Origin of the sequence: Nocardia arizonensis, assembly GCF_001310275.1 — a bacterium.
GTDB lineage: Bacteria > Actinomycetota > Actinomycetes > Mycobacteriales > Mycobacteriaceae > Nocardia > Nocardia arizonensis.
This window is the reverse complement of record NZ_LGYZ01000092.1, coordinates 143,043-162,232: the sequence shown is the minus strand read 5'-3', so window position 1 is coordinate 162,232 and position 19,190 is coordinate 143,043. Positions and strand designations below refer to the sequence as shown.

Here is a 19,190-nt window from a genome sequence, read left to right as displayed (position 1 = left end):
GCTCCTCGTCACTCGGGCGGATTCCCCGACCGAGGCTACCGCCGCCCCGCGCGCCCGGCCCGGCGGCGCGGGTGCCGCAACAGGGTTCGTGCCTCGGCGCACGAGAACCGGGTCGTGCACGAGCGGACCGATCCGCTTAGCATGATCGCCACGAAACGCCCGGGTCACACTCAGCCGATGATCAGGTCCGCTCGATAGGCTCGCCGAGGTGAACGCGCACTCCGATCCCTCAGCCCGCGGCTCCCTCGACCGCGACGGCGCCGACGGCGACGCCACGGTCGGCGGCGCGCGCGATGCCCTCGTCGACGTGCCCGCCGACCTGGACGCGGTGACGACGACCGGTCACGAGGACGACCCGGCCGAGGCCGGGTTCACGCGCGCGGACGTCGAGTCGCTCTGGGCGGCGGTGCGCGCGTGGTATCGAATGGGGACCACGCCCGCCATTCAGATCTGTCTGCGCCGGGAGGGGCGGATCGTCCTGAATCGCGCCATCGGGCACGGCCGGGGGAACGGCCCGGCCGATCCGCCGGACGCGGAAAAGGTGCTCGCGACACCCGACACGCCGTTCTGCGGGTTCTCCACCGCCAAAGGCGTGACCGCCGCGATGATGGCGATGCTCATGGAGGACGGCGCGTTCGCGCCGGAAGATCCGGTCTGCCGCTACATCGCGGAGTTCGCCGCGAACGGCAAGCGACGCATCACCATCGGCGACGTGCTGTCGCATTCGGCAGGCGTTCCCTTCCTGAGCAAGCCCTACCGCGGATTCGACGTGATCGTCGACGAGGAACTCGCCGTCCGCGCGCTCGCGGATCTGGCGCCGAGCTGGCCACCCGGCCGATTCCGCGTGTACCACGCGCTGACCAGCGGATTGATCCTGCGGCTGCTGGTCGAGCGGGCCACCGGCACACGTCTGCGCGACCATCTGCGCGAACGGGTGCTCACGCCGCTGGGGTTCCGCTGGACGAACTTCGGCGTCGATCCGGCCGATGTCGACAAGGTGGTCCCGGGCGTGGCGACCGGCCCGCCGCCGTCGCGGATCTCGACCTTCCTGGCGCGCAAGGCGCTCGGCGGCGGCATGGGCCGCGCGGCCCGTTCGGACGCGGCCACCGCCGCCTTCCTCACCGCCGAGCTGCCGTCGGGCAATCTCGTCACCACCGCCGCCGAACTCTCCCGTTTCTACGAGATCCTCGCCCGCGGCGGCGAACTCGACGGCGTGCGGGTACTCGGCCCGGACGCGCTGCGCGCGGCCATCGGACCCGCGCCGTGGCTGCCCGGGGTCGCGGGACGGGTCAGCCGCGCGGGCTTCGAACTCGGCGGACGCGTCTCGAAATTCGGCCGTGACACCCGCGCCCACTTCGGGCGCAGTGGTCTCACCACCCAGTACGGCTGGGCCGACCCGCGCCGCGGACTCTCCGGCGCGATCCTCACCAGCGGCAAGTCCACCGTCGACACCGACCGCCCGTGGCGGCTGGTCTCGCAGATCTCCGAGACCGTGCCGGTGCTGGCTCCCCCGGCCCGGCGGTTCGATCCGTGATCGAGCGTTTAAGATCACCGACCAACCCTGTACTCGGATCGTCCGGCACGTTCCTGCCGGGATGGGATGTGGATTTGCCATGGCTACGGTGACCTTCGACGGCGCCACCCGGATCTACCCGGGCGCGACCGAACCCGCGGTCGACCAGTTGAATCTGGAGATCGACGACGGGGAATTCCTCGTCCTGGTCGGCCCTTCGGGCTGCGGGAAATCGACCTCGCTGCGAATGCTCGCCGGTCTGGAGGAGGTCAACGGCGGCCGCATCCTGATCGGCGCGAACGACGTGACCCACGCCGAGCCCAAGGCGCGCGATATCGCGATGGTGTTCCAGAACTACGCGCTATACCCGCATATGACGGTGGCCGAGAATATGGGCTTCGCGCTCAAACTCGCCAAGGTGGCCAAGGCCGAGAAGCAGCAGCGGGTGCTCGAGGCCGCCAGACTGCTCGATCTGGAACCGTATCTGGATCGCAAGCCCAAGGCGCTGTCCGGCGGTCAGCGTCAGCGGGTCGCCATGGGACGGGCGATCGTTCGGCAACCGCAGGTGTTCCTCATGGACGAGCCGCTGTCGAATCTGGACGCCAAACTGCGCGTGCAGACCCGCACCCAGATCGCCCAGTTGCAGCGGCGGCTCGGCACCACCACCGTCTACGTCACCCACGACCAGGTCGAGGCCATGACCATGGGCGACCGGGTGGCGGTGCTGCGCGACGGCCTGTTGCAGCAGTGCGCGGCCCCGCGCGATCTGTACCGCGACCCCGCCAACGCCTTCGTCGCCGGATTCATGGGGTCGCCCGCCATGAATATGTTCACCCTTCCGGTTGAGCACGGCACGGTCTCCCTCGGCGGTCACGCGCTGCCGGTGCCGCGTTCGGTGACCGCCTCGAGCGCGGGCACGGTCACCGTCGGCATCCGCCCGGAACATTTCGAGCTCAGCGATACCGCCGTCTCCGGTATCCGCATGGAGGTGGACGTGGTGGAGGAACTCGGTTCCGACGCCTACGTCTACGGCCGCGCGGCCACCGCGGGTTCGGCCCCCGGCGCGGGCGAAACCATTGTGGCGCGGGTGGATTGGCGCAAGCCCCCGGTTCGCGGTGCGGTCCTGCGCCTGAACACCACGGCCGAACGCGTCTACTTCTTCGACGCGAACGACGGCAGCAGGTTGAACTGACGCGAGCGCGGATCGGCGGCGCGCGCCGCCGATCCGCTACTCGCCGTTCTCGCGCGCCGCACGGCGAGCGCGCACGAACTCGTCGTTGCGACGCATACCGAGTTCTTCGAGCGTGATCTCGTGACCGGCCGCGCTGCGCACCTCGACGCGCACCGGCGCGCCGGTGGCCGCCTCGACCATCAGCAGCGGCGCCGGTCCGGGCTGGAGGTAGGTGTCGCCCCACTGCATGAGGGCCAGCACCGCGGGCAGCAGATCGCGGCCCATCTCGGTGAGCACGTATTCGTAGCGGGTGCGCTGCCCCTGCTCCCGGTACGGCTGTTTGGCGAGCAGCCCGGCGTCGGTGAGTTTGCGCAGTTGCGCGCTGGCCGCGGCGTCGGTGATGCCGACCCGCGATGCGAAGCCGTCGAAGCGGCGGGTGCCGTAGTAGGCCTCGCGCAGGATGAGGATCGCCGAGCGGGTGCCGATCAGGTCCATGGCCTTGGCGATGGAGCATTCGGAGGGCTTCCACGAACTCAGATCGGCCAGTGGCCCTTCCATCACGGCTGCCATGACGAACATCATAGCCATTTCTGGCTTGAGTCGATCATATTCAGGTGTTTGACTATAGATAGGTAGAGTCAGGGCGGATGGGCCCGGCTCGCTCCGAAAGGGAAGCACCATGAGAGACGCGGTGATCGTCGAGGCCGTACGCACCCCGATCGGCAAGGGCAAGCCCACCGGCGCCCTGCACGAGGTGCACGCCGTCGATCTGCTCGCCCACAGCCTGCGGGAGGTGGTGCGACGTCCGGGCGTCGACGCGGCACTCGTCGACGACGTGATCGGCGGCATCGTCACCCAGGTCGGCGAACAAGGCGCGAATATGACCCGGCGCGCGGCGCTGGCGGCGGGCTACCCGGAATCGGTGCCCGCCACCACCGTCGACCGGCAGTGCGGCAGCAGTCAGCAGGCCATCCACTTCGCCGCCCAGGGCGTCATCGCGGGGGCCTACGACATCGTGGTCGCCGCCGGCGTGGAATCGATGGGCCGGATTCCGATGGGCGCGAACATGTTCGGCGGCGACCTCGCCGGGGTCGGTTTCGCCGAACGCTATCCCGAAGGTCTGGTCTCCCAGGGCATCAGCGCCGAACTGATCGCCGCGCGCTGGGATCTGACCCGCACCCAACTCGACGAATTCGCCCTCGCCAGCCACGAGAAGGCCGCCTCGGCGACCAAGAACGGGTCCTTCGCCGCGGAACTCGCCCCGATCGCGGGTCTGGAGACCGACGAGGGCATCCGTGTCGGCTCCACCCTGGACACGCTCGGCGCACTCCGTCCCGCCTACTACGACGAGGCGATGGCCGCTCGCTTCCCCGAAATCGGCTGGCGGGTCACGGCCGCCACGGCCAGTCAGGTCAGCGACGGCAGCGCCGCGGTGCTCATCACCACCAGCGAGAAGGCCCGCGAACTCGGGCTGACCCCGCTGGCGCGACTGCACAGCTTCGCCGTCGCGGGCGACGACCCGCTGCTCATGCTAACCGCGGTCATCCCGGCGACCCGAAAGGTGTTGCGGCGGGCCGGACTCCAGCTCTCCGATATCGATCTGGTCGAGATCAACGAGGCGTTCGCGCCGGTCGTGCTTGCCTGGGCGCGCGACACCGGGGCCGATCTGTCCAAGGTCAATGTCAACGGCGGCGCCATCGCCCTCGGCCACCCGCTCGGCGCGTCCGGCGCGCGGCTGATGACCACGCTGGTGCACGCCATGCGCGAGCGCGGCGCGCGCTACGGTCTGCAAACCATGTGCGAGGCGGGCGGTCTGGCGAACGCAACCATCATCGAACGGCTGTGACGCACCGGAGGTACCCGCGGGCGGGTACCTCCCTCACACAGTGACCAGCACCAACGCCGCCAGCAGCCCCGCCAGATAGGATTCGGCCAGCACCGGCACGGCGACCAGCGGGGCCCACCCGACCGGTCGACGAGCCCGGACGCGGGACAGCACCCGCTCGACGGCGACCACCACCGACACGATCACCCCGAGACACGCGATCGCGTATGCGACGATCATCGACGCGTCGCCGTCGCGGTCGAGCAGTTCGTAGAGCGGGATGAGGGTGACCACGAATATCCCGGCCGACACCGCGAGCAGCGAAGCGACCGCGACACGCAGGATTTCGAGCGGCCCTCCCCGCGGATACCCCATGTATCGAGCATGACGCGAGATCCGGGCCGCGGCCACCCGTAGGCTGAGACCCGATGACCGCCGAAGGAACCGAACCCGTCGTCTACGCGATACCGCTGCGGACGCGCTTCCGCGGCATCACCGTGCGCGAGGGGATGCTCTTGCCCGGCCCGCTCGGCTGGGGCGAATTCTGTCCCTTCCCCGAATACGACGACCGCGAGGCCGCGGGCTGGCTGGCCACCGCCCGCGAACAGATCGGTGTCGGCTGGCCCGCGCCGGTGCGCGACCGCGTACCCGTCAACTGCACCGTGCCCGCCGTCGATCCGCGACGCGCGCACGCCATCGTCGTGGAGTCGGGCTGCCGCACCGCGAAGGTGAAGGTCGCCGACCATCCCGATTCGCTGGCGGAGGATTTGGCCAGGGTCGAGGCGGTCCGCGACGCACTCGGTCCGCGCGGCCGGGTCCGGGTCGACGCCAATGCCGTCTGGGACGTCGACACCGCGGTCGCGCACATCACCGAGATCGACCGCGCGGCGGGCGGATTGGAATACGTCGAGCAACCCTGCCGCACCATCGAGGAGTTGGCCGCGGTGCGCCGCAAGGTGGACGTGCGCGTCGCCGCCGACGAATCGATTCGCCGCGCCGAGGATCCGCTGCGCGTCGCGGTGGCGGGCGCCGCCGATATCGCGGTACTCAAGTGCACTCCCCTCGGCGGTGTGCGCAAGGCGCTGCGGGTCGCCGCGGCCGCCGGCCTGCCGTGCGTGGTCTCCTCCGCCTTGGAGACCGGCGTCGGCCTCGCCGCCCAGCTGGCTCTGGCAGGCGCGCTCCCCGAACTCGACTTCGCCTGTGGGCTCGGCACCACCGCCCTGTTCACCGGCGATATCGTCGCCCCGTCCCCCCGCCCGGTCGACGGCTACCTCCCCGTGCCGCGCACCCCACCTGTCCCCGACAGTGACATGCTCGAGCGTTACCGACACCCCGACCCGGCCCGGGTCGCCTGGTGGCACGCGCGCCTGGCCCGAGTCTCGGCGCTACTCGACGCAGGCTAATCGACGCCGGCTAGTCGGCGCTGCTATCCGAAGACGACGCCGCAGCCGTGCATGGTCGAGCGCAGCAGGAGTCCGGCCTCGGGTCCGATGACGCCTTCGACCAATTCCACGTAGCGCGTACAGAATTCGGGTCCGTGGGCGGCGAGGTCGCCGGCGGGCGCGAGGTGATGGGCCAATTCGTGCAGTATCACCAGTTCGCGCAGCGCCCAGGTGGTCGCGCCGGTGGGCGGCGGAACCGCGAGCACGCCGTCCTCGGGTTCGTAATGGGCCGCGGCGGTTCCGCGTCGCGCCCGGACCCGCACCGGTCGCGCGGCGCGCGGCCCGCTCGCGCGCACCCAATCCAGCGCCAAGACCTTGTCCACATAGACCTGCACCGAATCCACCGAGGCGAAGCGCCGTTCCACGGGCAGGGTGAGCCGCGAACCGTACAGATCCACGGTGCGCGCGGAACTCTCGTCGGCGCGGTCGAACATCGCGCGCACCAACTGTTCGGCGTCGTACACCCGCGCGCGCCGGCCGTCGCGCGCGCTCACGCGGGACCGCTCATCGGCCGTCGGTCACTTGTGCGCGGGCGGCGCCGAGTTCGGTGGACGGGCCGAGTCGCGCGGCGCGACCCGCGCGGTCACCCGCCCGCCGCGCACCGGCCGAATGTCCCGCCGACGCCTGCGGTCCGCGCCAGGTGCCGCGCGCCTGCGAGGTGCGCCGGTAGAAATCGGTGAGCGCCACCTCCTTGTCGCGCAGCGCCAACGCCGTCCCGGTCGCCGCCGCGGCCTGCGCGACGGCCTCGGCCTCGACCTCGGATTTCACCTCGGCGAGTCTGCGGCCGATCCGCGCGGCGAAGGCCATCTGGAAGTTGAGGCGGGCGGTCACCGGCGCGGCGGGCACCCGCACGCTGCGGCGCACCCGCCTACCCCATTCCGTCTTCTCGACCACCTTCTCCACGGTGGCCGTGCGGTACTGCCCGGATTTGATGTAGTGATCGGAGGCGCGCACCATCTGCACCAGCAGACTCGCGTACAGCGCCTCGCAGGTGTCGATATCGGATTCGAAACCGAAGGCGAACACCTGGGTCGAGGTCCGCGCGACATCGCAGCGAACGTCGTTGGCCGACGCTATCGCCACGAACAACTGCACGTAGGTGCGCAGCCCCTTCTTCCCGGGTTCGCCGATCGCGATCACCCGCTGCGTCGGCGTCGCCCGGCGCTCCCGTCCGGCGATGTGCGCGCGGGCCACCGCGAGATCGATCGAGGTCTTCGTCGCCAGACGCTGCGCGGCGGCCATGAACGCCTCGGCCTCGTGTTCGTTGTCGGTGGCCTCGGCCTTGCGCAGCAGCCCGCCGATCCGCGTGAGCATTCGATCGGGTACCGCATTCGGCGACGTCATCGACCCCAGCCTAATCTCGGCGGCCCGCCGCGGCGGCACCGGGATGGTTCGTGAAGCCCGCGTGAACGTGCCGTGTCTCACCATCGAAAGCGATACGTAATCGGGCGTGCCAGGTGAACACGATGTATCTTGCGTTGTGCACCGCAGGGTGTGCCGCTGCTCACGTCGTAAACCACTTGGAGTGTCCGCGATGGCTTTGAAGAAGGTGTCGTCCCTACGTTCGTCGCTCGTACCGCGAGCCGCGTTGGCGGCTGCGTCGGTGGCGCTGCTGACGGCGACGTTCACCAGTGCGTGCTCCAGCGACTCCGGCGGCAACCCGACCTCGCAGAACCTCACCGGCCGTGGCCCGATCACCTACGTCGAGGGCAAGGACACCACCGAGACGGGTGTGGTCAAACAGCTCATCGAACGCTGGAACGCGTCCCATCCCGACGAACAGGTGACATTCAAGGAGCAGTCGAACGACGCTTCGCAGCAGTACGACGACCTGGTCGAGCACATGAGCTCCAAGCAGGCCGGTTACGACGTGGTCGCGCTCGACGTGCCGTGGACCGCCGAATTCGCGGCCAAGGGCTGGATCCAGCCGCTCGAGGACGCCTTCTCGCTCGACACCTCGACGCTGCTGCCGCCGCCGGTGGCGAGCGCCACCTACAACAACACCCTCTACGCCGCGCCGCGCAACACCAACGGCGGACTGCTGTTCTACCGCAAGGATCTGGTGCCCGAGCCGCCGACGACGTGGGCGCAGATGCTGGGCCAGTGCCAGATCGCCAGGGACAACAACATCGGCTGCTACGCGGGCCAGTTCGCGCCGTACGAGGGTCTGACGGTGAACACCTCCGAGGTGATCAACGCCTTCGGCGGCAGCTTCGTGGGCCCCGACGGCAAGACGCCGACGGTGAACAGCCCGCAGGCGAAGGCCGGGCTGAACACGCTGGTCAACGGGTTCAAGACCGGCGACATCCCGGCCGAGGCCATCACCTTCAAGGAGCCCGAATCCGGCAACGCGTTCGCACAGGGCAAGCTCATGTTCCTGCGCTCGTGGCCGTCCACCTTCGGTGACGTCGGCTCGGAATCCTCGGCGGTCAAGGACAAGTTCGGCGTCGCCCCGCTGCCGGGCGAAACCGGTGTCGGCGCCTCGACGCTCGGTGGATACAACGCCGCGATCAGCGCCTTCTCCAAGAACAAGGCCACCGCGCTTGATTTCCTGCGCTTCCTGATCAGCGAGGACGCCCAGCACATCGTCGCCTCGGGCGCGCTGCCCTCGGTGCGCGCCTCGATGTACGACGATCCGGCGCTCATCGCGAAGATGCCGTACCTGCCCGCGCTCAAGGATTCGATCGCCAGTGCCGTGCCGCGCCCGGTGACGCCGTTCTACACCGCGGTGTCCAAGGCCATCCAGGACAACGCCTACGCCGCGCTGAAGGGCAACAAGTCCGTCGACGACGCGATCGCCGGGATGCAAAAGGGTATCGAGACCGCCGGATCGTAACCGCGGTTTGTGGACCAGCGGACCCGACCAACCCGTAGGAGTGAGATAACGGTGTCGGATCCTTCGGGAACGGCTACACGCGTGCCGGACGACGAATTCCTTCCGCGCCGACGCGGATTCGGCGAGCGCGTGGCGTCGGAGATGCGCAAATCGGCCAAGGCGTGGATGTTCGTCGCGCCCGTGCTGATCACGCTGGCGATCATCATCGGATATCCGGTGGTGCGGGCGGTGTGGATGTCCTTCCGCAAGGACTCGGGACTCGACCGGTCCACCGGCATGTTCGTCGAGGGCGGCAGCGCCGGGTTCAGCAACTACACCCACTGGCTGCTGCAACAGTGCCAAGCGGGCGGGCAGACGATCTCCTGTCCGACGGGCAATCTGGGTTCGCAGTTCTGGATGGCCGTCGGCGTCACGCTGTTCTTCACCGTGGTCACGGTCGCCCTCGAGGCCACCATCGGCCTCGGTATGGCGGTGGTGATGGGCAAGACCTTCCGTGGCCGGGCGCTGCTGCGGGCCGCGGTGCTGATCCCGTGGGCCATTCCGACCGCGGTGACAGCGCGGTTGTGGGAGTTCATGTTCCAGTACGACGGCGTGGTCAACCGCGTGTTCGGCACCCACATACTGTGGACCGCCGACGAATGGCCGTCGCGAATCGCGGTGATCACGGCCGATGTCTGGAAGACGACACCGTTCATGGCACTGCTGCTGCTCGCGGGTCTCCAGGTGATTCCGGCGGATGTGTACGAGGCCGCCAGGGTCGACGGCGCGTCGGCCTGGCAGCGCTTCACGCACATCACGCTGCCGCTGCTGAAGCCCGCGCTGCTGGTCGCCGTGCTGTTCCGCACCATGGACGCGCTGCGCATGTACGATCTGCCCGCGATCATGACCCTGGGCAACCCGTCCACCCGCACGATGTCGATCCTGGTGGTCGACCAGGTCCGCCAGGGGCCAAACAGCGCCGCCGCGCTGTCCACCATCACCTTCCTGCTGATCTTCGCCGTCGCCTTCGTGCTGGTGAAGATCCTCGGCGCCAACGCGGTACGGACACAGGAAGAACAGCGGGAGGCGCACTGATGACCGCCACGACGACGACGAAGCCGCGGCCGCGCCAGACGTCCGCGCAGCCGGTGCCATGGACCAAGCGGCTCGGCACCGTACGCCTCTACCTCGGCGCGCTGATCGTGCTGGTATGGGGGCTCGCGCCGTTCTACTGGATGGCCGTCACCGCACTGCGCGATCCCGATTACACCTTCGACAACACGCCGTGGCCGACCCACGTCACGTTCGAGAACTTCCGCAATGCCTTCGACACCAGTCGCGGCAACGATTTCGGCAAGGCGCTGATCAACAGCCTCGTCATCGGTTCGATCACCACGGCGCTCGCCCTTGTGCTCGGCATCTTCGCCGCATACGCGCTGGCCCGGCTCACCTTCAAAGGTCAGTACGTGGTGGCCGGACTGATCCTGAGCGCGTCCATGTTCCCGGTGGTGGTGCTGGTCACCCCGCTGTTCCAGCTGTTCACCAATCTCGGGTGGATCGGCCGATACCAGGCGATGATCATTCCGAACATCTCCTTCGTACTGCCCATGACGGTCTACATCCTGGCCTCGTTCTTCGCCGAATTGCCCTGGGAACTCGAAGAAGCCGCGCGCATCGACGGCGCGACCAAGATGCAGGCCTTCCGGCTGGTCATGCTGCCGCTGGCCGCGCCTGCGGTGTTCACCACCGCGATCCTGGCCTTCATCGCCGCGGTCAACGAATATCTGCTGGCCCGGCTGCTCTCCAGCGGTTCGACCGAACCGGTGACCGTCGCCATCGCGCGGTTCTCGGGTAACAATCCGCTGGTGCAGCCGTACGCGGCGATCATGGCGGCGGGCACGATCGTGACGATTCCGCTGGTCGTCATGGTTCTGGTGTTCCAGCGCCGGATCATCTCCGGTCTCACCGCGGGCGGCGTCAAGAGCTGATACTCCCCGTCGATCGGGGGTATCCGCCGGTCGAATACTCCGCCGGACACCGCTACGCGAGTAGAGTCCGGTCCACGGCTCGATGGTCACGTCTCGTGCGTCCGGCACGGTTGGCCGGTCGGACGTGTGTTCGACGCAGGTGGGGTTCGACCGAAGCTCCGAGAGGAGACAGACCGTGCGCTCGTTCGGCAAGCGACGCGATGGCAAGGGCAAACCCGAGACCGCTCCCTATGCCACGATCGCGGGGTGGAAACCGCGCGCCACACCCGAGACCGACGCCCGGGACACCGCGGGCGCCGAAGACGCGATTCGAACCGGTTCGGACGGAAGCGGTTACGGCGGCGGCGCGCCGGGGATGGACGAACGCGACGGCAAGCGTCCCCGCTCCCCCCGCGCCGCGGGAGGCCCGCCCGCGGTCCGGCTCGGTCCCGAGACGGAAGCCGAACGCCGGGAACGCAAGCGCCGCAACCGCGGTCAACGACTACGCAGGCTGGTCCTCGCCCTGTTCATCCTGTTCGTCGCGCTGCCGTCACTGCTGTTCGTCCTGGTCTACTGGAGCGCCGAGATCCCCGATCCCTCGGCCGTTCAGACCGATCGGACCGCCACCATCCTGGCCTCGGACGGGTCCACCGTCATCGCGAAGGTCGTTCCGCCGGAAGGCAATCAGATTTTCGTTCCACTCGCGGAGGTACCCGTCACGGTCCGCGACGCGGTACTGTCGGCCGAGGACCGCGACTTCTACACCAACCCCGGATACTCGACGTCGGGATTCCTGCGCGCGGTCCGCGACAACATGCTCGGCAAGGACGACGCGGGCGGCGGATCGACCATAACCCAGCAGTACGTGAAGAACGCCTTCCTCGGCTCCGAACGCACAGTCACCCGCAAGACGCGCGAATTGATCATCGCGGCCAAGATGGCGCGGCAGTGGAGCAAGGACGACATCCTCGCCGCCTACCTCAACACCGTCTACTACGGCCGCGGCGCGTACGGAATCGCCGCCGCGGCACGCGCCTATTTCGGCAAACCGACCACCGAATTGACCCTCGCCGAGGGCGCGGTGCTCGCCGCCGTACTTCGCACTCCGTCGATCCTCGACCCCGAAACCCATCTGCCCCAGCTGCGGGAGCGCTGGCGCTACGTCCTCGACGGCATGATCGACATGGGCGTGCTGGCTCCCGGCGACCGCGACGCGACGATGTTCCCGGATATCGTGCCCGCCACCGACATCCCCGACAACAGCGAGTCACGCGGACCCGAGGGTCTGATCCGCACCCAGGTACTGCGCGAACTGCGGGAATACGGAATCGGCGAACGGGATCTGAAAACCGGTGCGTTGCAGATCACGACGACCATCGACGCCAGGGCGCAGCAGGCGGCACTCGACGCGATCGCGGGCAGGCTCGGCCCGCAACCCGACCAACTGCGAGCCGCGATCGTCTCCATCGACCCGCGCTCGGGTGCCGTGCGCGCCTACTACGGCGGCGCGGACGGGCTCGGCTACGACTTCGCCCAGGCCCCGCTGCAAACCGGGTCCGCCTTCAAGGTGTTCGCCGCCATAGCCGCCCAGCAGCAGAGCATTCCGCTGTCCAGGGTCCTGGACAGCGCGCCGGTCACCGACCGGGGCACGACGATCACCAATGTCGACGGCGAGTCCTGCGGTAAGTGCTCGATGGCCGAAGCGTTGAAACGATCGCTGAACACCAGCTTCTACCGGCTCACCATGTCGATGTTCGACGGGCCGCAGGCCATCGCCGACGCCGCGCACCAAGCGGGCATACCCGAGGAGATCCCGGGCGTCGCGGGTAAATCCCTCACCGAGGACGGCGGCGCCCCGCTCAATGGAATCGTGCTCGGCCAGTATCTGGTCCGCCCCATCGATATGGCCTCGGCATACGCCACCATCGCCGATTCCGGGGTATACCGACAGCCGTATTTCGTCCAGCGCGTCGTCACCGGCGACGGACGCGTACTCCTCGATCGCGGTGAACCGCAAGTCGGGCGTCAACTGCCGCCGGGCAAGCAGCGCATCTCGCGCACGATCGCCCAGAACACCGTCGCGGCCATGCTCCCCATCGCCGCCTACTCCAACGGCCACGCCCTCGCGGGCGGACGCCCCTCCGGCGCGAAGACCGGCACCACCCAGCTCGGCGAGACCGCGCTGAACAAGGACGCCTGGATGATCGGCTTCACCCCCTCGCTGTCGACCGCGGTGTGGATCGGCACCGAACATCCCCAGGCCATTCGCACCGCCCGCGGCGCCGACATCTACGGTTCCGGCCTGCCGTCCGATATCTGGAAACAGGTCATGGACGACGCGCTCGACGGCACCCCCGTCGAGCAGTTCCCCGCGCCCGGCACCGGCACGGGCGGCGGCACCGGTCCGGGCATCGGCCCCGGCGGCGGGAACGCACCCGCCCCCACCTCGCGGGCGCCCTCCGGCGGCCCGTACGACATCCTCAATCCGCCGCAGACCACCGGGTCGAAACCGCCCACGACCAGCGCTCCGAGCCCGGGCCCTTCGACAACGGTCGAGATATTCCCCGGTCTGAGCGTCCCGGTACCCCGTTGATGGCCTCAGCGCGCCATCTAGTGTCGATCTTGTGACCTACGACGCCACCGGGGAACGCACGACATGGCAGCATCGTTTTGCCAGAGTGGGCGTGTCGGCGCGAAGCGTTTCGGGCCGATGCCGAGACTCGGGCGACGATGCGGGAGGATGTGCGCTCGAGCGACGACAACGCGGCGAGCGTCACGGGCCCGCCCGCGACCGTCGGAGGCGCTGAGCCTGCGCGGCCACGAGGCGCGGCAGCGCCGCACAGTGGAAGACAGACTAGACATAGGGGCTACGCCGGTGGATTTCAATGTCGTTGACCAACCCGAGACGCTGGTGGCGGGCACGGTTCTGCGCAGCCCCGCGCTCGCGGTCGAAGGTCCGCGCCGCGCCAAGGTCGAGGAGGCGTGGAAACACACCCTCGCCCGCCGCCTACCCGGCCCGCCGACCACCGCGTACGTCGATCACGCACCGGAAATCAATTCGTACCTGACCCACATCGTCGGCTACCGCTGCCGCAACCTCGACGACCTGCTGCCCGGCGACGTCCTGGCCCGAGTCCCCGCGGGCCGCTTCGCCCGTTTCACGGCCAGCGGCGACAACCTCGGCGACACCATCGTCAGCATCTGGCGCGCGGTGTGGGACGCCGAGGCGGCAGGCAGGATCACCAGGTCCTACACCGGCGACTGGGAGCACTATCCTGACTCCCGAACGGTGGAGGTCTTCGTGGCGCTGGCGGACGAACCGAGCGACGGGTAGGAACGGACTGTGGACTTCGAGATCGTCACATTGGACGAATGCCTGGTCGCCGGACTCACCATCCCCCTGTCGGGCCGAGAGGTGGCCGCCCGCGATCTCGACCTGGTGAATTTCACCTGGGATCGCTACCTGGCCAGGGAGAAGAACGTACCAAGGGTCGCGGCCTACATAGGCCAGAACGACCACGCCGTAGCCGTACTCGGATACGGAATCGAAGGTATGGATGAATTGGACGCTGGCGACGTCCTCACCAGAATCCCCCAGGGCCGCTACGCGAAATTCGTAGTCTCCGACAAGCCCTACGACCTCCTGCGCACAGCCTGGGCCCAGGTAGCGAAAGCCGAGAGCGCCGGAATAATCACCCGCTCCCACACCGCCGAATTGGAACGCTACACCGGCCCCACCTCGGTAGAGGTCTACGTCTCCCTGGACTGACCCCCAAGCACCCCAAGCCCGCACCTCCCCCACACGCACCACCGGGGTCCTCCCACCCCCACCGCGAATACCCAAACAAGTCACGCAACCACCAAACCCACCCCCACCCCGCCCAGAGCGCAGCGAACCCGCAGGGAACCCCGAAACTTACGACCGACCGTTCGCGAGACCCAAAGGGCCGCGAACCCCGCCGTGCCGGAGGCACGGCCAGAGATACAGTTCGCGGCCGTCTCGCGTCCGAGCGGTCGAGACAATGCGACGAAGGAGCAAGTATCGGCCGCCCGGACGCGAGACCCAAAGGGCCGCGAACTCCGCCGTGCCGGAGGCACGGCCAGAGATTCAGCCGATGATGAACTCCTCGAGCTGAGTCCGAGCGACATCGTCCGGCAACTGCTGCGGCGGCGACTTCATCAGATACGCCGAAGCCGGAAGCACCGGCCCGCCGATCCCGCGATCCAGCGCGATCTTCGCCGCCCGAACCGCGTCGATGATGATGCCCGCCGAGTTCGGCGAATCCCACACCTCGAGTTTGTATTCCAGGTTCAGCGGCACGTCACCGAACGCACGTCCTTCCAGGCGCACGTAGGCCCATTTCCGGTCGTCGAGCCAGCCGACGTGGTCCGAAGGACCGATGTGCACGTCGTTGGCGCCGAGTTCCTTCTTGAGGTTGCTGGTGACGGCCTGGGTCTTGGAGATCTTCTTCGATTCCAGCCGCTCCCGTTCGAGCATGTTCTTGAAGTCCATGTTGCCGCCGACGTTGAGCTGCATGGTGCGGTCGAGTTGCACGCCGCGGTCCTCGAACAGTTTGGCCATGACCCGGTGGGTGATGGTCGCGCCGACCTGGCTCTTGATGTCGTCGCCGACGATGGGGATGCCCGCGTCGGTGAACTTCTTCGCCCACACCGGGTCGGAGGCGATGAAGACCGGCAGGGCGTTGACGAAGGCGACGCCCGCGTCGATGGCGCACTGCGCGTAGAACTTGTCGGCCTCTTCCGATCCCACCGGCAGGTAGGAGACGAGCACGTCGGCCTTCGCGTCTTTCAGCACCTTGACGACGTCGACCGGCTCGGCTTCGGACAGCTCGATGGTCTGCGCGTAGTACTTGCCGATGCCGTCGAGGGTGGGGCCGCGCTGTACGACGACGTCGCACGGCGGCACGTCGGAGATCTTGATGGTGTTGTTCTCACTGGCGAATATGGCCTCGCCGAGGTCGAAGCCGACCTTCTTGGCGTCCACGTCGAACGCGGCGACGAATTTGACGTCGCGGATGTGGTACGGGCCGAATTTGACGTGCATGAGGCCGGGGACGGTGGAGTTCTCGTCCGCGTCCTGGTAGTACTGCACGCCTTGGACCAGTGAGGAGGCGCAGTTTCCCACGCCGACGATGGCCACGCGCACTTCGGTGGCGCTATCAGCCTGCTTGCTGTCAGCTGCGTTCAATTCACCGCTCATGGCCGATGTTTCCTTCTTTCTGTGGTGCCGCCTTCGTTGACTGCTCCGCGGCAATCAACTCGTTGAGCCAGCGCACTTCGCGCTCGCTTGATTCCAGACCGAGCTGGTGGAGCTGGCGGGTGTAGCGGTCCAGCGAGCCGCTGGCTCGTTTGATCGCTTCCCGCAACCCCTCTCGACGTTCTTCGACTTGCCTGCGCCTGCCTTCCAGAATCCGCATCCGCGCCTCGGCGGGGGTGCGGCTGAAGAACGCCAAGTGGACGCCGAAGCCGTCGTCGGTGTAGTTCTGCGGTCCGGTGTCGGCGATCAGTTCGTGGAACCGTTCACGTCCGACCGGGGTCAGCTGGTAGACCCGTCGGGCACGGCGGGTGACCGCGCCCTCGGGGTGCTCCTCGGCGATCAGTCCGTCCGCCTGCATACGACGCAGGGTGGGATAGAGCGACCCGTAGGAGAAGGCCCGAAACGCCCCGAGCAGGCCGGTCAGCCGCTTGCGCAGCTCGTACCCGTGCATGGGCGATTCGAGGAGCAGCCCGAGTATTGCCAGCTCGAGCACCGGGCTTCACCCCCTGACATATCTACAGACCTAACCAATGGATGCAATACCAAACTATATCGCGCCGATACATCTGTACATGCCGAGGCCCCGCGGCGGACGCCGGACGCCGCGCGTCGGGGGGTCGGCTCTACTCGTGCGGCGGACGCACGTCGAGGATCTCGCCGCCGAAGGTGACGGTCATGAATCCGTTGTCCTGCGCCTCGTTCTGCACATAGATCCGCACGTAGGGCGACGGGTCCTTGGTCGATCCCGGGGGAAACTCGAACTTGATGTAGTTGATCTGCCCGTTGGGCACCTTCAGCGACTGGACGGCACCCGCCAGCAGTCGGGCGAACAGAAGTCTGTCGATCGTCCCGAAATCGAAGGTGGGGGTGCTCGGCTTGCGCGCGGATTCCGAACCGAAGGTGCTGAAATCGCCGTCGTAGTGGTAATACTGCGACTTCACCGGATTGCCGGGAGTGCGGTGATAGACCGCGTAACCCGGGTAGACGGTGAGATCGTCGGCGACCGTGTCGCCGTATTCGGCGCGATAGCTGTCGATGAACTGGGCCAGGCCGGCTCCGGTGGTCAACGTCGGCAGCGACGCCCGTGCCGTGTGATCGGTCGCGGCACGGCCGACACAGCCCGCGCCCGCGCCGAGCAGCGCCGCGACCAGCAGTATCGAAACCGGGACCCACCAGCGCCTGGTGCGGAGCGGCCCGCCGCGCACCACCGGGGTGTCCACCATGTCGCCGGGGATCTGGAGGTCGCCGACGAGTCGGTCCAGCTCGGCGAAGGACGCGGCGCGCATGGCCGATTCGGTGCGTGCCGCGTGTTCACCGGCGGTGAGCTGACCGTCGGCGAGCGCGGCGTCGAGCAAACCGCAGACATCGGCGCGGTCGCTGTCGCGGGCCCGTAGCCGGGATGTGGACGAGGCCATCACGGCCGCACCTCCGTGACCTTCAGCACCTCGCCGGTCGGCGCCAGCAGGACTTCGCCGTACTGCTGGCGCTCATTGCGCACGGTGATCTCCACGGTCGGAACACCCTTCTGCGACCCGAAATCCGAGACCTCGAAAGAGAAGGATGAGACCGTGCCCTCCGGGACCTTGGTGAGCGCGGGCGCGTTGGCGGCGACCGCGGCGATGGCCGCGAAATCGGCGGTGGCCAGGTCGAAGGCGACCGTGTCCGACCGCCGCGTCGACAGCGCCGGGCCGCTCGCGCGCTGGAATCCGCCGCGATAGTCGTAGCCGACCGACCATTGCGCGCCGTCGGGCGCGATCCGCTTCAGCGAGGCGTAGGTATCGAAGGCCCGCAGTTCGTCGACGAGGGTGTCGCCGAATTTCGCGCGGTAGCGCTCCCGGAACACCGTCATGCCCTCGGCGGTGGTGAGCTTCGGGGTCGCGATCACCAGCGGCTCCACGACCGACAGGTCCGCTGTCGGGGCGCTCGCCCGCGCGGGTTCGGCATCGTCGGGTCCGGTCAGCGCGTATGTCCCGGTGGTCGCCAGTACCGCGATCGCGACGACGACGGCGGCGAAGAACTGGCGCCGATGCGAGCGCGGAGGACGCGGCGGCGGTGCCGCATCGGCGCGTCGTTGCAGGTCGGATACCAGTTCGGCCAGATCGCCGATGGTGCGCGCCTCGGCGGCGAGTTCGGTGAGCGCCCGGTGTTCGTCCTCGGTGAGCTGTCCGTCGGCGCGCGCGGCGTCGAGTGCGCGTACCGTCTCGGCGCGATCGGTGTCGCGGGCGCGGGTGTGATCGGGATAACCGCCGGAGAATCGGCGGCGGTTGAGCGGATTCCGCGTCCGGGCGGCGCGCTGGCCGGTGAGATCCTTTACCGCTGTTGGCGATTGCAGGTCCGAAATCAGACCATCCAGTTCGCCCAGTGTCTTGGCGGTATCCGCCTTCGCGGTTCGATCGTGGTATTCGTCCGCGCCGAGCTGACCCTCCGCGTACGCGGCGTCCAGCACAGCGGACACATTCGCGCGGTCTAGGTCACGCGCTCGCATGCGCCCGGAAGCCGTGGTGGACACAGCAGAATCCTAGACGGAGAACGACCCGAACGCGCCACGCCGCAGCGCACTCAATCGGTCACCGCTACTCTGGTTCTCGTGCGAATTCAGCGGCAGGTTGTCGACTATGCGCTCCGGCGCAAGTCGCTGCTGGCCGACGTCTACGCGGGCCGGGTCGATGTCGCCGAGGTATGTGACGCCAATCCCTACCTCCTACGCGCGGCGAAGTTCCACGGCCGGGGGAGCGAGGTCACGTGCCCTATCTGCCGGAAGGAGCAGTTGACCCTCGTATCCTGGGTCTACGGCGATGGGCTCGGCGCGATGGCGGGATCGGCTCGCACACCGGAGGAACTGGCCCGCCTCGCCGAGACTCGCGAGGAGTTCTCGGTGCACGTCGTCGAGGTATGCCGGACCTGTAGCTGGAACCATCTGGTGCAGTCCTATGTACTCGGCTCGACGCCCGCACCCCCGCGGCGCGCCAGAGCGAACCGGCGTACCGCCGCCGAATGATCTGCCCGTCCGATGACACGCGGAGCCACGACGTGTCCGCGGCGGCGTACACGGCCGCACCGCGAAACGTTGTCCGATACGAGTTATGGAGATCTTGTCAGTGAATTCGCCCTACGAGACTTCCCCCTACGGCGATGAACCGCGCGGTGGCCGTGCTCAGCGAAGTTCACATCCGGGTCCC

Annotated in this window: 19 protein-coding genes; 11 read left to right on the top strand and 8 right to left on the bottom strand. The window is 68.2% G+C overall.

All coding sequences use genetic code 11. The annotated features are described in order from the left end of the window. The first annotated feature begins 208 nt into the window (after window positions 1-208). On the top strand, window positions 209-1,534 hold the full coding sequence (locus APZ21_RS22775; RefSeq protein ID WP_082393373.1) for a serine hydrolase domain-containing protein: 1,326 nt from the start codon (window positions 209-211) through the stop codon (window positions 1,532-1,534). Window positions 1,535-1,613: 79 nt separating this feature from the next. Continuing rightward, window positions 1,614-2,705 carry an ABC transporter ATP-binding protein gene (locus tag APZ21_RS22770; protein ID WP_054815324.1) on the top strand — a complete coding sequence of 364 codons (1,092 nt, stop codon included), beginning with the start codon at window positions 1,614-1,616 and terminating at the stop codon, window positions 2,703-2,705. A gap of 36 nt (window positions 2,706-2,741) precedes the next feature. On the opposite strand, the gene APZ21_RS22765 is transcribed toward APZ21_RS22770, so the two are convergent. Next, entirely contained in the window at window positions 2,742-3,266 is a 525-nt protein-coding gene (locus APZ21_RS22765) for a winged helix-turn-helix transcriptional regulator (RefSeq protein WP_054815323.1), read from the bottom strand. A 97-nt stretch (window positions 3,267-3,363) separates the two neighbouring features. Between APZ21_RS22765 and APZ21_RS22760 the strand changes: the two genes are divergently transcribed. Next, on the top strand, window positions 3,364-4,530 hold the full coding sequence (locus APZ21_RS22760) for an acetyl-CoA C-acyltransferase (RefSeq protein WP_054815322.1): 1,167 nt from the start codon (window positions 3,364-3,366) through the stop codon (window positions 4,528-4,530). A 33-nt stretch (window positions 4,531-4,563) separates the two neighbouring features. On the opposite strand, the gene APZ21_RS22755 is transcribed toward APZ21_RS22760, so the two are convergent. Further along, a complete protein-coding gene (locus APZ21_RS22755) occupies window positions 4,564-4,884 on the bottom strand; it encodes a hypothetical protein (RefSeq protein WP_054815321.1) in 321 nt (106 codons plus the stop codon). 53 nt (window positions 4,885-4,937) lie between these two features. Here APZ21_RS22755 and APZ21_RS22750 point away from each other — a divergent pair, with 53 nt between their 5' ends. Further along, complete coding sequence (locus APZ21_RS22750; protein WP_054815320.1) at window positions 4,938-5,912, top strand: o-succinylbenzoate synthase; 975 nt, start codon at window positions 4,938-4,940, stop codon at window positions 5,910-5,912. Window positions 5,913-5,935: 23 nt separating this feature from the next. Here APZ21_RS22750 and APZ21_RS22745 read toward each other — a convergent pair whose 3' ends face one another. Then, on the bottom strand, window positions 5,936-6,445 hold the full coding sequence (locus APZ21_RS22745; RefSeq protein WP_054815319.1) for a TIGR04338 family metallohydrolase: 510 nt from the start codon (window positions 6,443-6,445) through the stop codon (window positions 5,936-5,938). Window positions 6,446-6,455: 10 nt separating this feature from the next. After that, window positions 6,456-7,295: a DUF2786 domain-containing protein gene (locus APZ21_RS22740; RefSeq protein ID WP_174553607.1), complete on the bottom strand. Its 840-nt coding sequence runs from the start codon at window positions 7,293-7,295 to the stop codon at window positions 6,456-6,458. 190 nt (window positions 7,296-7,485) lie between these two features. Between APZ21_RS22740 and APZ21_RS22735 the strand changes: the two genes are divergently transcribed. The 6 genes from APZ21_RS22735 to APZ21_RS22710 all read left to right on the top strand — a co-directional run bounded on the left by APZ21_RS22735 (window position 7,486) and on the right by APZ21_RS22710 (window position 14,502). Then, on the top strand, window positions 7,486-8,787 hold the full coding sequence (locus APZ21_RS22735; RefSeq protein WP_054815317.1) for an ABC transporter substrate-binding protein: 1,302 nt from the start codon (window positions 7,486-7,488) through the stop codon (window positions 8,785-8,787). Between the two features lie 141 nt (window positions 8,788-8,928). Next, entirely contained in the window at window positions 8,929-9,861 is a 933-nt protein-coding gene (locus APZ21_RS22730; protein WP_054815372.1) for a carbohydrate ABC transporter permease, read from the top strand. Continuing rightward, window positions 9,861-10,754 (top strand): carbohydrate ABC transporter permease, encoded by an 894-nt coding sequence (locus tag APZ21_RS22725; protein ID WP_082393372.1) that lies wholly within the window; start codon window positions 9,861-9,863, stop codon window positions 10,752-10,754. Before APZ21_RS22730 ends, APZ21_RS22725 begins: the two co-directional genes overlap by 1 nt. A gap of 355 nt (window positions 10,755-11,109) precedes the next feature. Continuing rightward, complete coding sequence (locus tag APZ21_RS22720; RefSeq protein ID WP_371852332.1) at window positions 11,110-13,326, top strand: transglycosylase domain-containing protein; 2,217 nt, start codon at window positions 11,110-11,112, stop codon at window positions 13,324-13,326. A gap of 282 nt (window positions 13,327-13,608) precedes the next feature. Continuing rightward, entirely contained in the window at window positions 13,609-14,067 is a 459-nt protein-coding gene (locus APZ21_RS22715; RefSeq protein ID WP_054815315.1) for a GyrI-like domain-containing protein, read from the top strand. Window positions 14,068-14,076: 9 nt separating this feature from the next. Further along, complete coding sequence (locus tag APZ21_RS22710) at window positions 14,077-14,502, top strand: GyrI-like domain-containing protein (protein ID WP_054815314.1); 426 nt, start codon at window positions 14,077-14,079, stop codon at window positions 14,500-14,502. 339 nt (window positions 14,503-14,841) lie between these two features. On the opposite strand, the gene APZ21_RS22705 is transcribed toward APZ21_RS22710, so the two are convergent. From APZ21_RS22705 to APZ21_RS34845, 4 genes are all read right to left on the bottom strand, one after another. Continuing rightward, window positions 14,842-15,954, bottom strand: coding sequence for an inositol-3-phosphate synthase (locus tag APZ21_RS22705; protein ID WP_054815313.1), 1,113 nt, complete (start codon window positions 15,952-15,954; stop codon window positions 14,842-14,844). Next, window positions 15,944-16,504 carry a PadR family transcriptional regulator gene (locus APZ21_RS22700; RefSeq protein ID WP_054815312.1) on the bottom strand — a complete coding sequence of 187 codons (561 nt, stop codon included), beginning with the start codon at window positions 16,502-16,504 and terminating at the stop codon, window positions 15,944-15,946. Before APZ21_RS22700 ends, APZ21_RS22705 begins: the two co-directional genes overlap by 11 nt. 130 nt (window positions 16,505-16,634) lie before the next feature. Then, complete coding sequence (locus APZ21_RS22695) at window positions 16,635-17,426, bottom strand: DUF1707 SHOCT-like domain-containing protein (protein WP_054815311.1); 792 nt, start codon at window positions 17,424-17,426, stop codon at window positions 16,635-16,637. Then, window positions 17,426-18,520 carry a DUF1707 SHOCT-like domain-containing protein gene (locus APZ21_RS34845; RefSeq protein ID WP_162240376.1) on the bottom strand — a complete coding sequence of 365 codons (1,095 nt, stop codon included), beginning with the start codon at window positions 18,518-18,520 and terminating at the stop codon, window positions 17,426-17,428. Before APZ21_RS34845 ends, APZ21_RS22695 begins: the two co-directional genes overlap by 1 nt. Window positions 18,521-18,598: 78 nt before the next feature. Here APZ21_RS34845 and APZ21_RS22685 point away from each other — a divergent pair, with 78 nt between their 5' ends. After that, window positions 18,599-19,009 (top strand): DUF5318 domain-containing protein, encoded by a 411-nt coding sequence (locus APZ21_RS22685; RefSeq protein ID WP_054815309.1) that lies wholly within the window; start codon window positions 18,599-18,601, stop codon window positions 19,007-19,009. Window positions 19,010-19,190: the final 181 nt, after the last annotated feature.

Coding starts and splice junctions, on each gene's coding strand:
- APZ21_RS22750 (WP_054815320.1), top strand. CDS start 4,938: ATGACCGCCGAAGGAACCGAACCCGTCGTCTACGCGATACCGCTGCGG.
- APZ21_RS22760 (WP_054815322.1), top strand. CDS start 3,364: ATGAGAGACGCGGTGATCGTCGAGGCCGTACGCACCCCGATCGGCAAG.
- APZ21_RS22765 (WP_054815323.1), bottom strand. CDS start 3,266: ATGATGTTCGTCATGGCAGCCGTGATGGAAGGGCCACTGGCCGATCTG.
- APZ21_RS22740 (WP_174553607.1), bottom strand. CDS start 7,295: ATGACGTCGCCGAATGCGGTACCCGATCGAATGCTCACGCGGATCGGC.
- APZ21_RS22735 (WP_054815317.1), top strand. CDS start 7,486: ATGGCTTTGAAGAAGGTGTCGTCCCTACGTTCGTCGCTCGTACCGCGA.
- APZ21_RS22730 (WP_054815372.1), top strand. CDS start 8,929: ATGCGCAAATCGGCCAAGGCGTGGATGTTCGTCGCGCCCGTGCTGATC.
- APZ21_RS22695 (WP_054815311.1), bottom strand. CDS start 17,426: ATGGCCTCGTCCACATCCCGGCTACGGGCCCGCGACAGCGACCGCGCC.
- APZ21_RS22755 (WP_054815321.1), bottom strand. CDS start 4,884: ATGGGGTATCCGCGGGGAGGGCCGCTCGAAATCCTGCGTGTCGCGGTC.
- APZ21_RS22770 (WP_054815324.1), top strand. CDS start 1,614: ATGGCTACGGTGACCTTCGACGGCGCCACCCGGATCTACCCGGGCGCG.
- APZ21_RS22720 (WP_371852332.1), top strand. CDS start 11,110: ATGGACGAACGCGACGGCAAGCGTCCCCGCTCCCCCCGCGCCGCGGGA.
- APZ21_RS22705 (WP_054815313.1), bottom strand. CDS start 15,954: ATGAGCGGTGAATTGAACGCAGCTGACAGCAAGCAGGCTGATAGCGCC.
- APZ21_RS22725 (WP_082393372.1), top strand. CDS start 9,861: ATGACCGCCACGACGACGACGAAGCCGCGGCCGCGCCAGACGTCCGCG.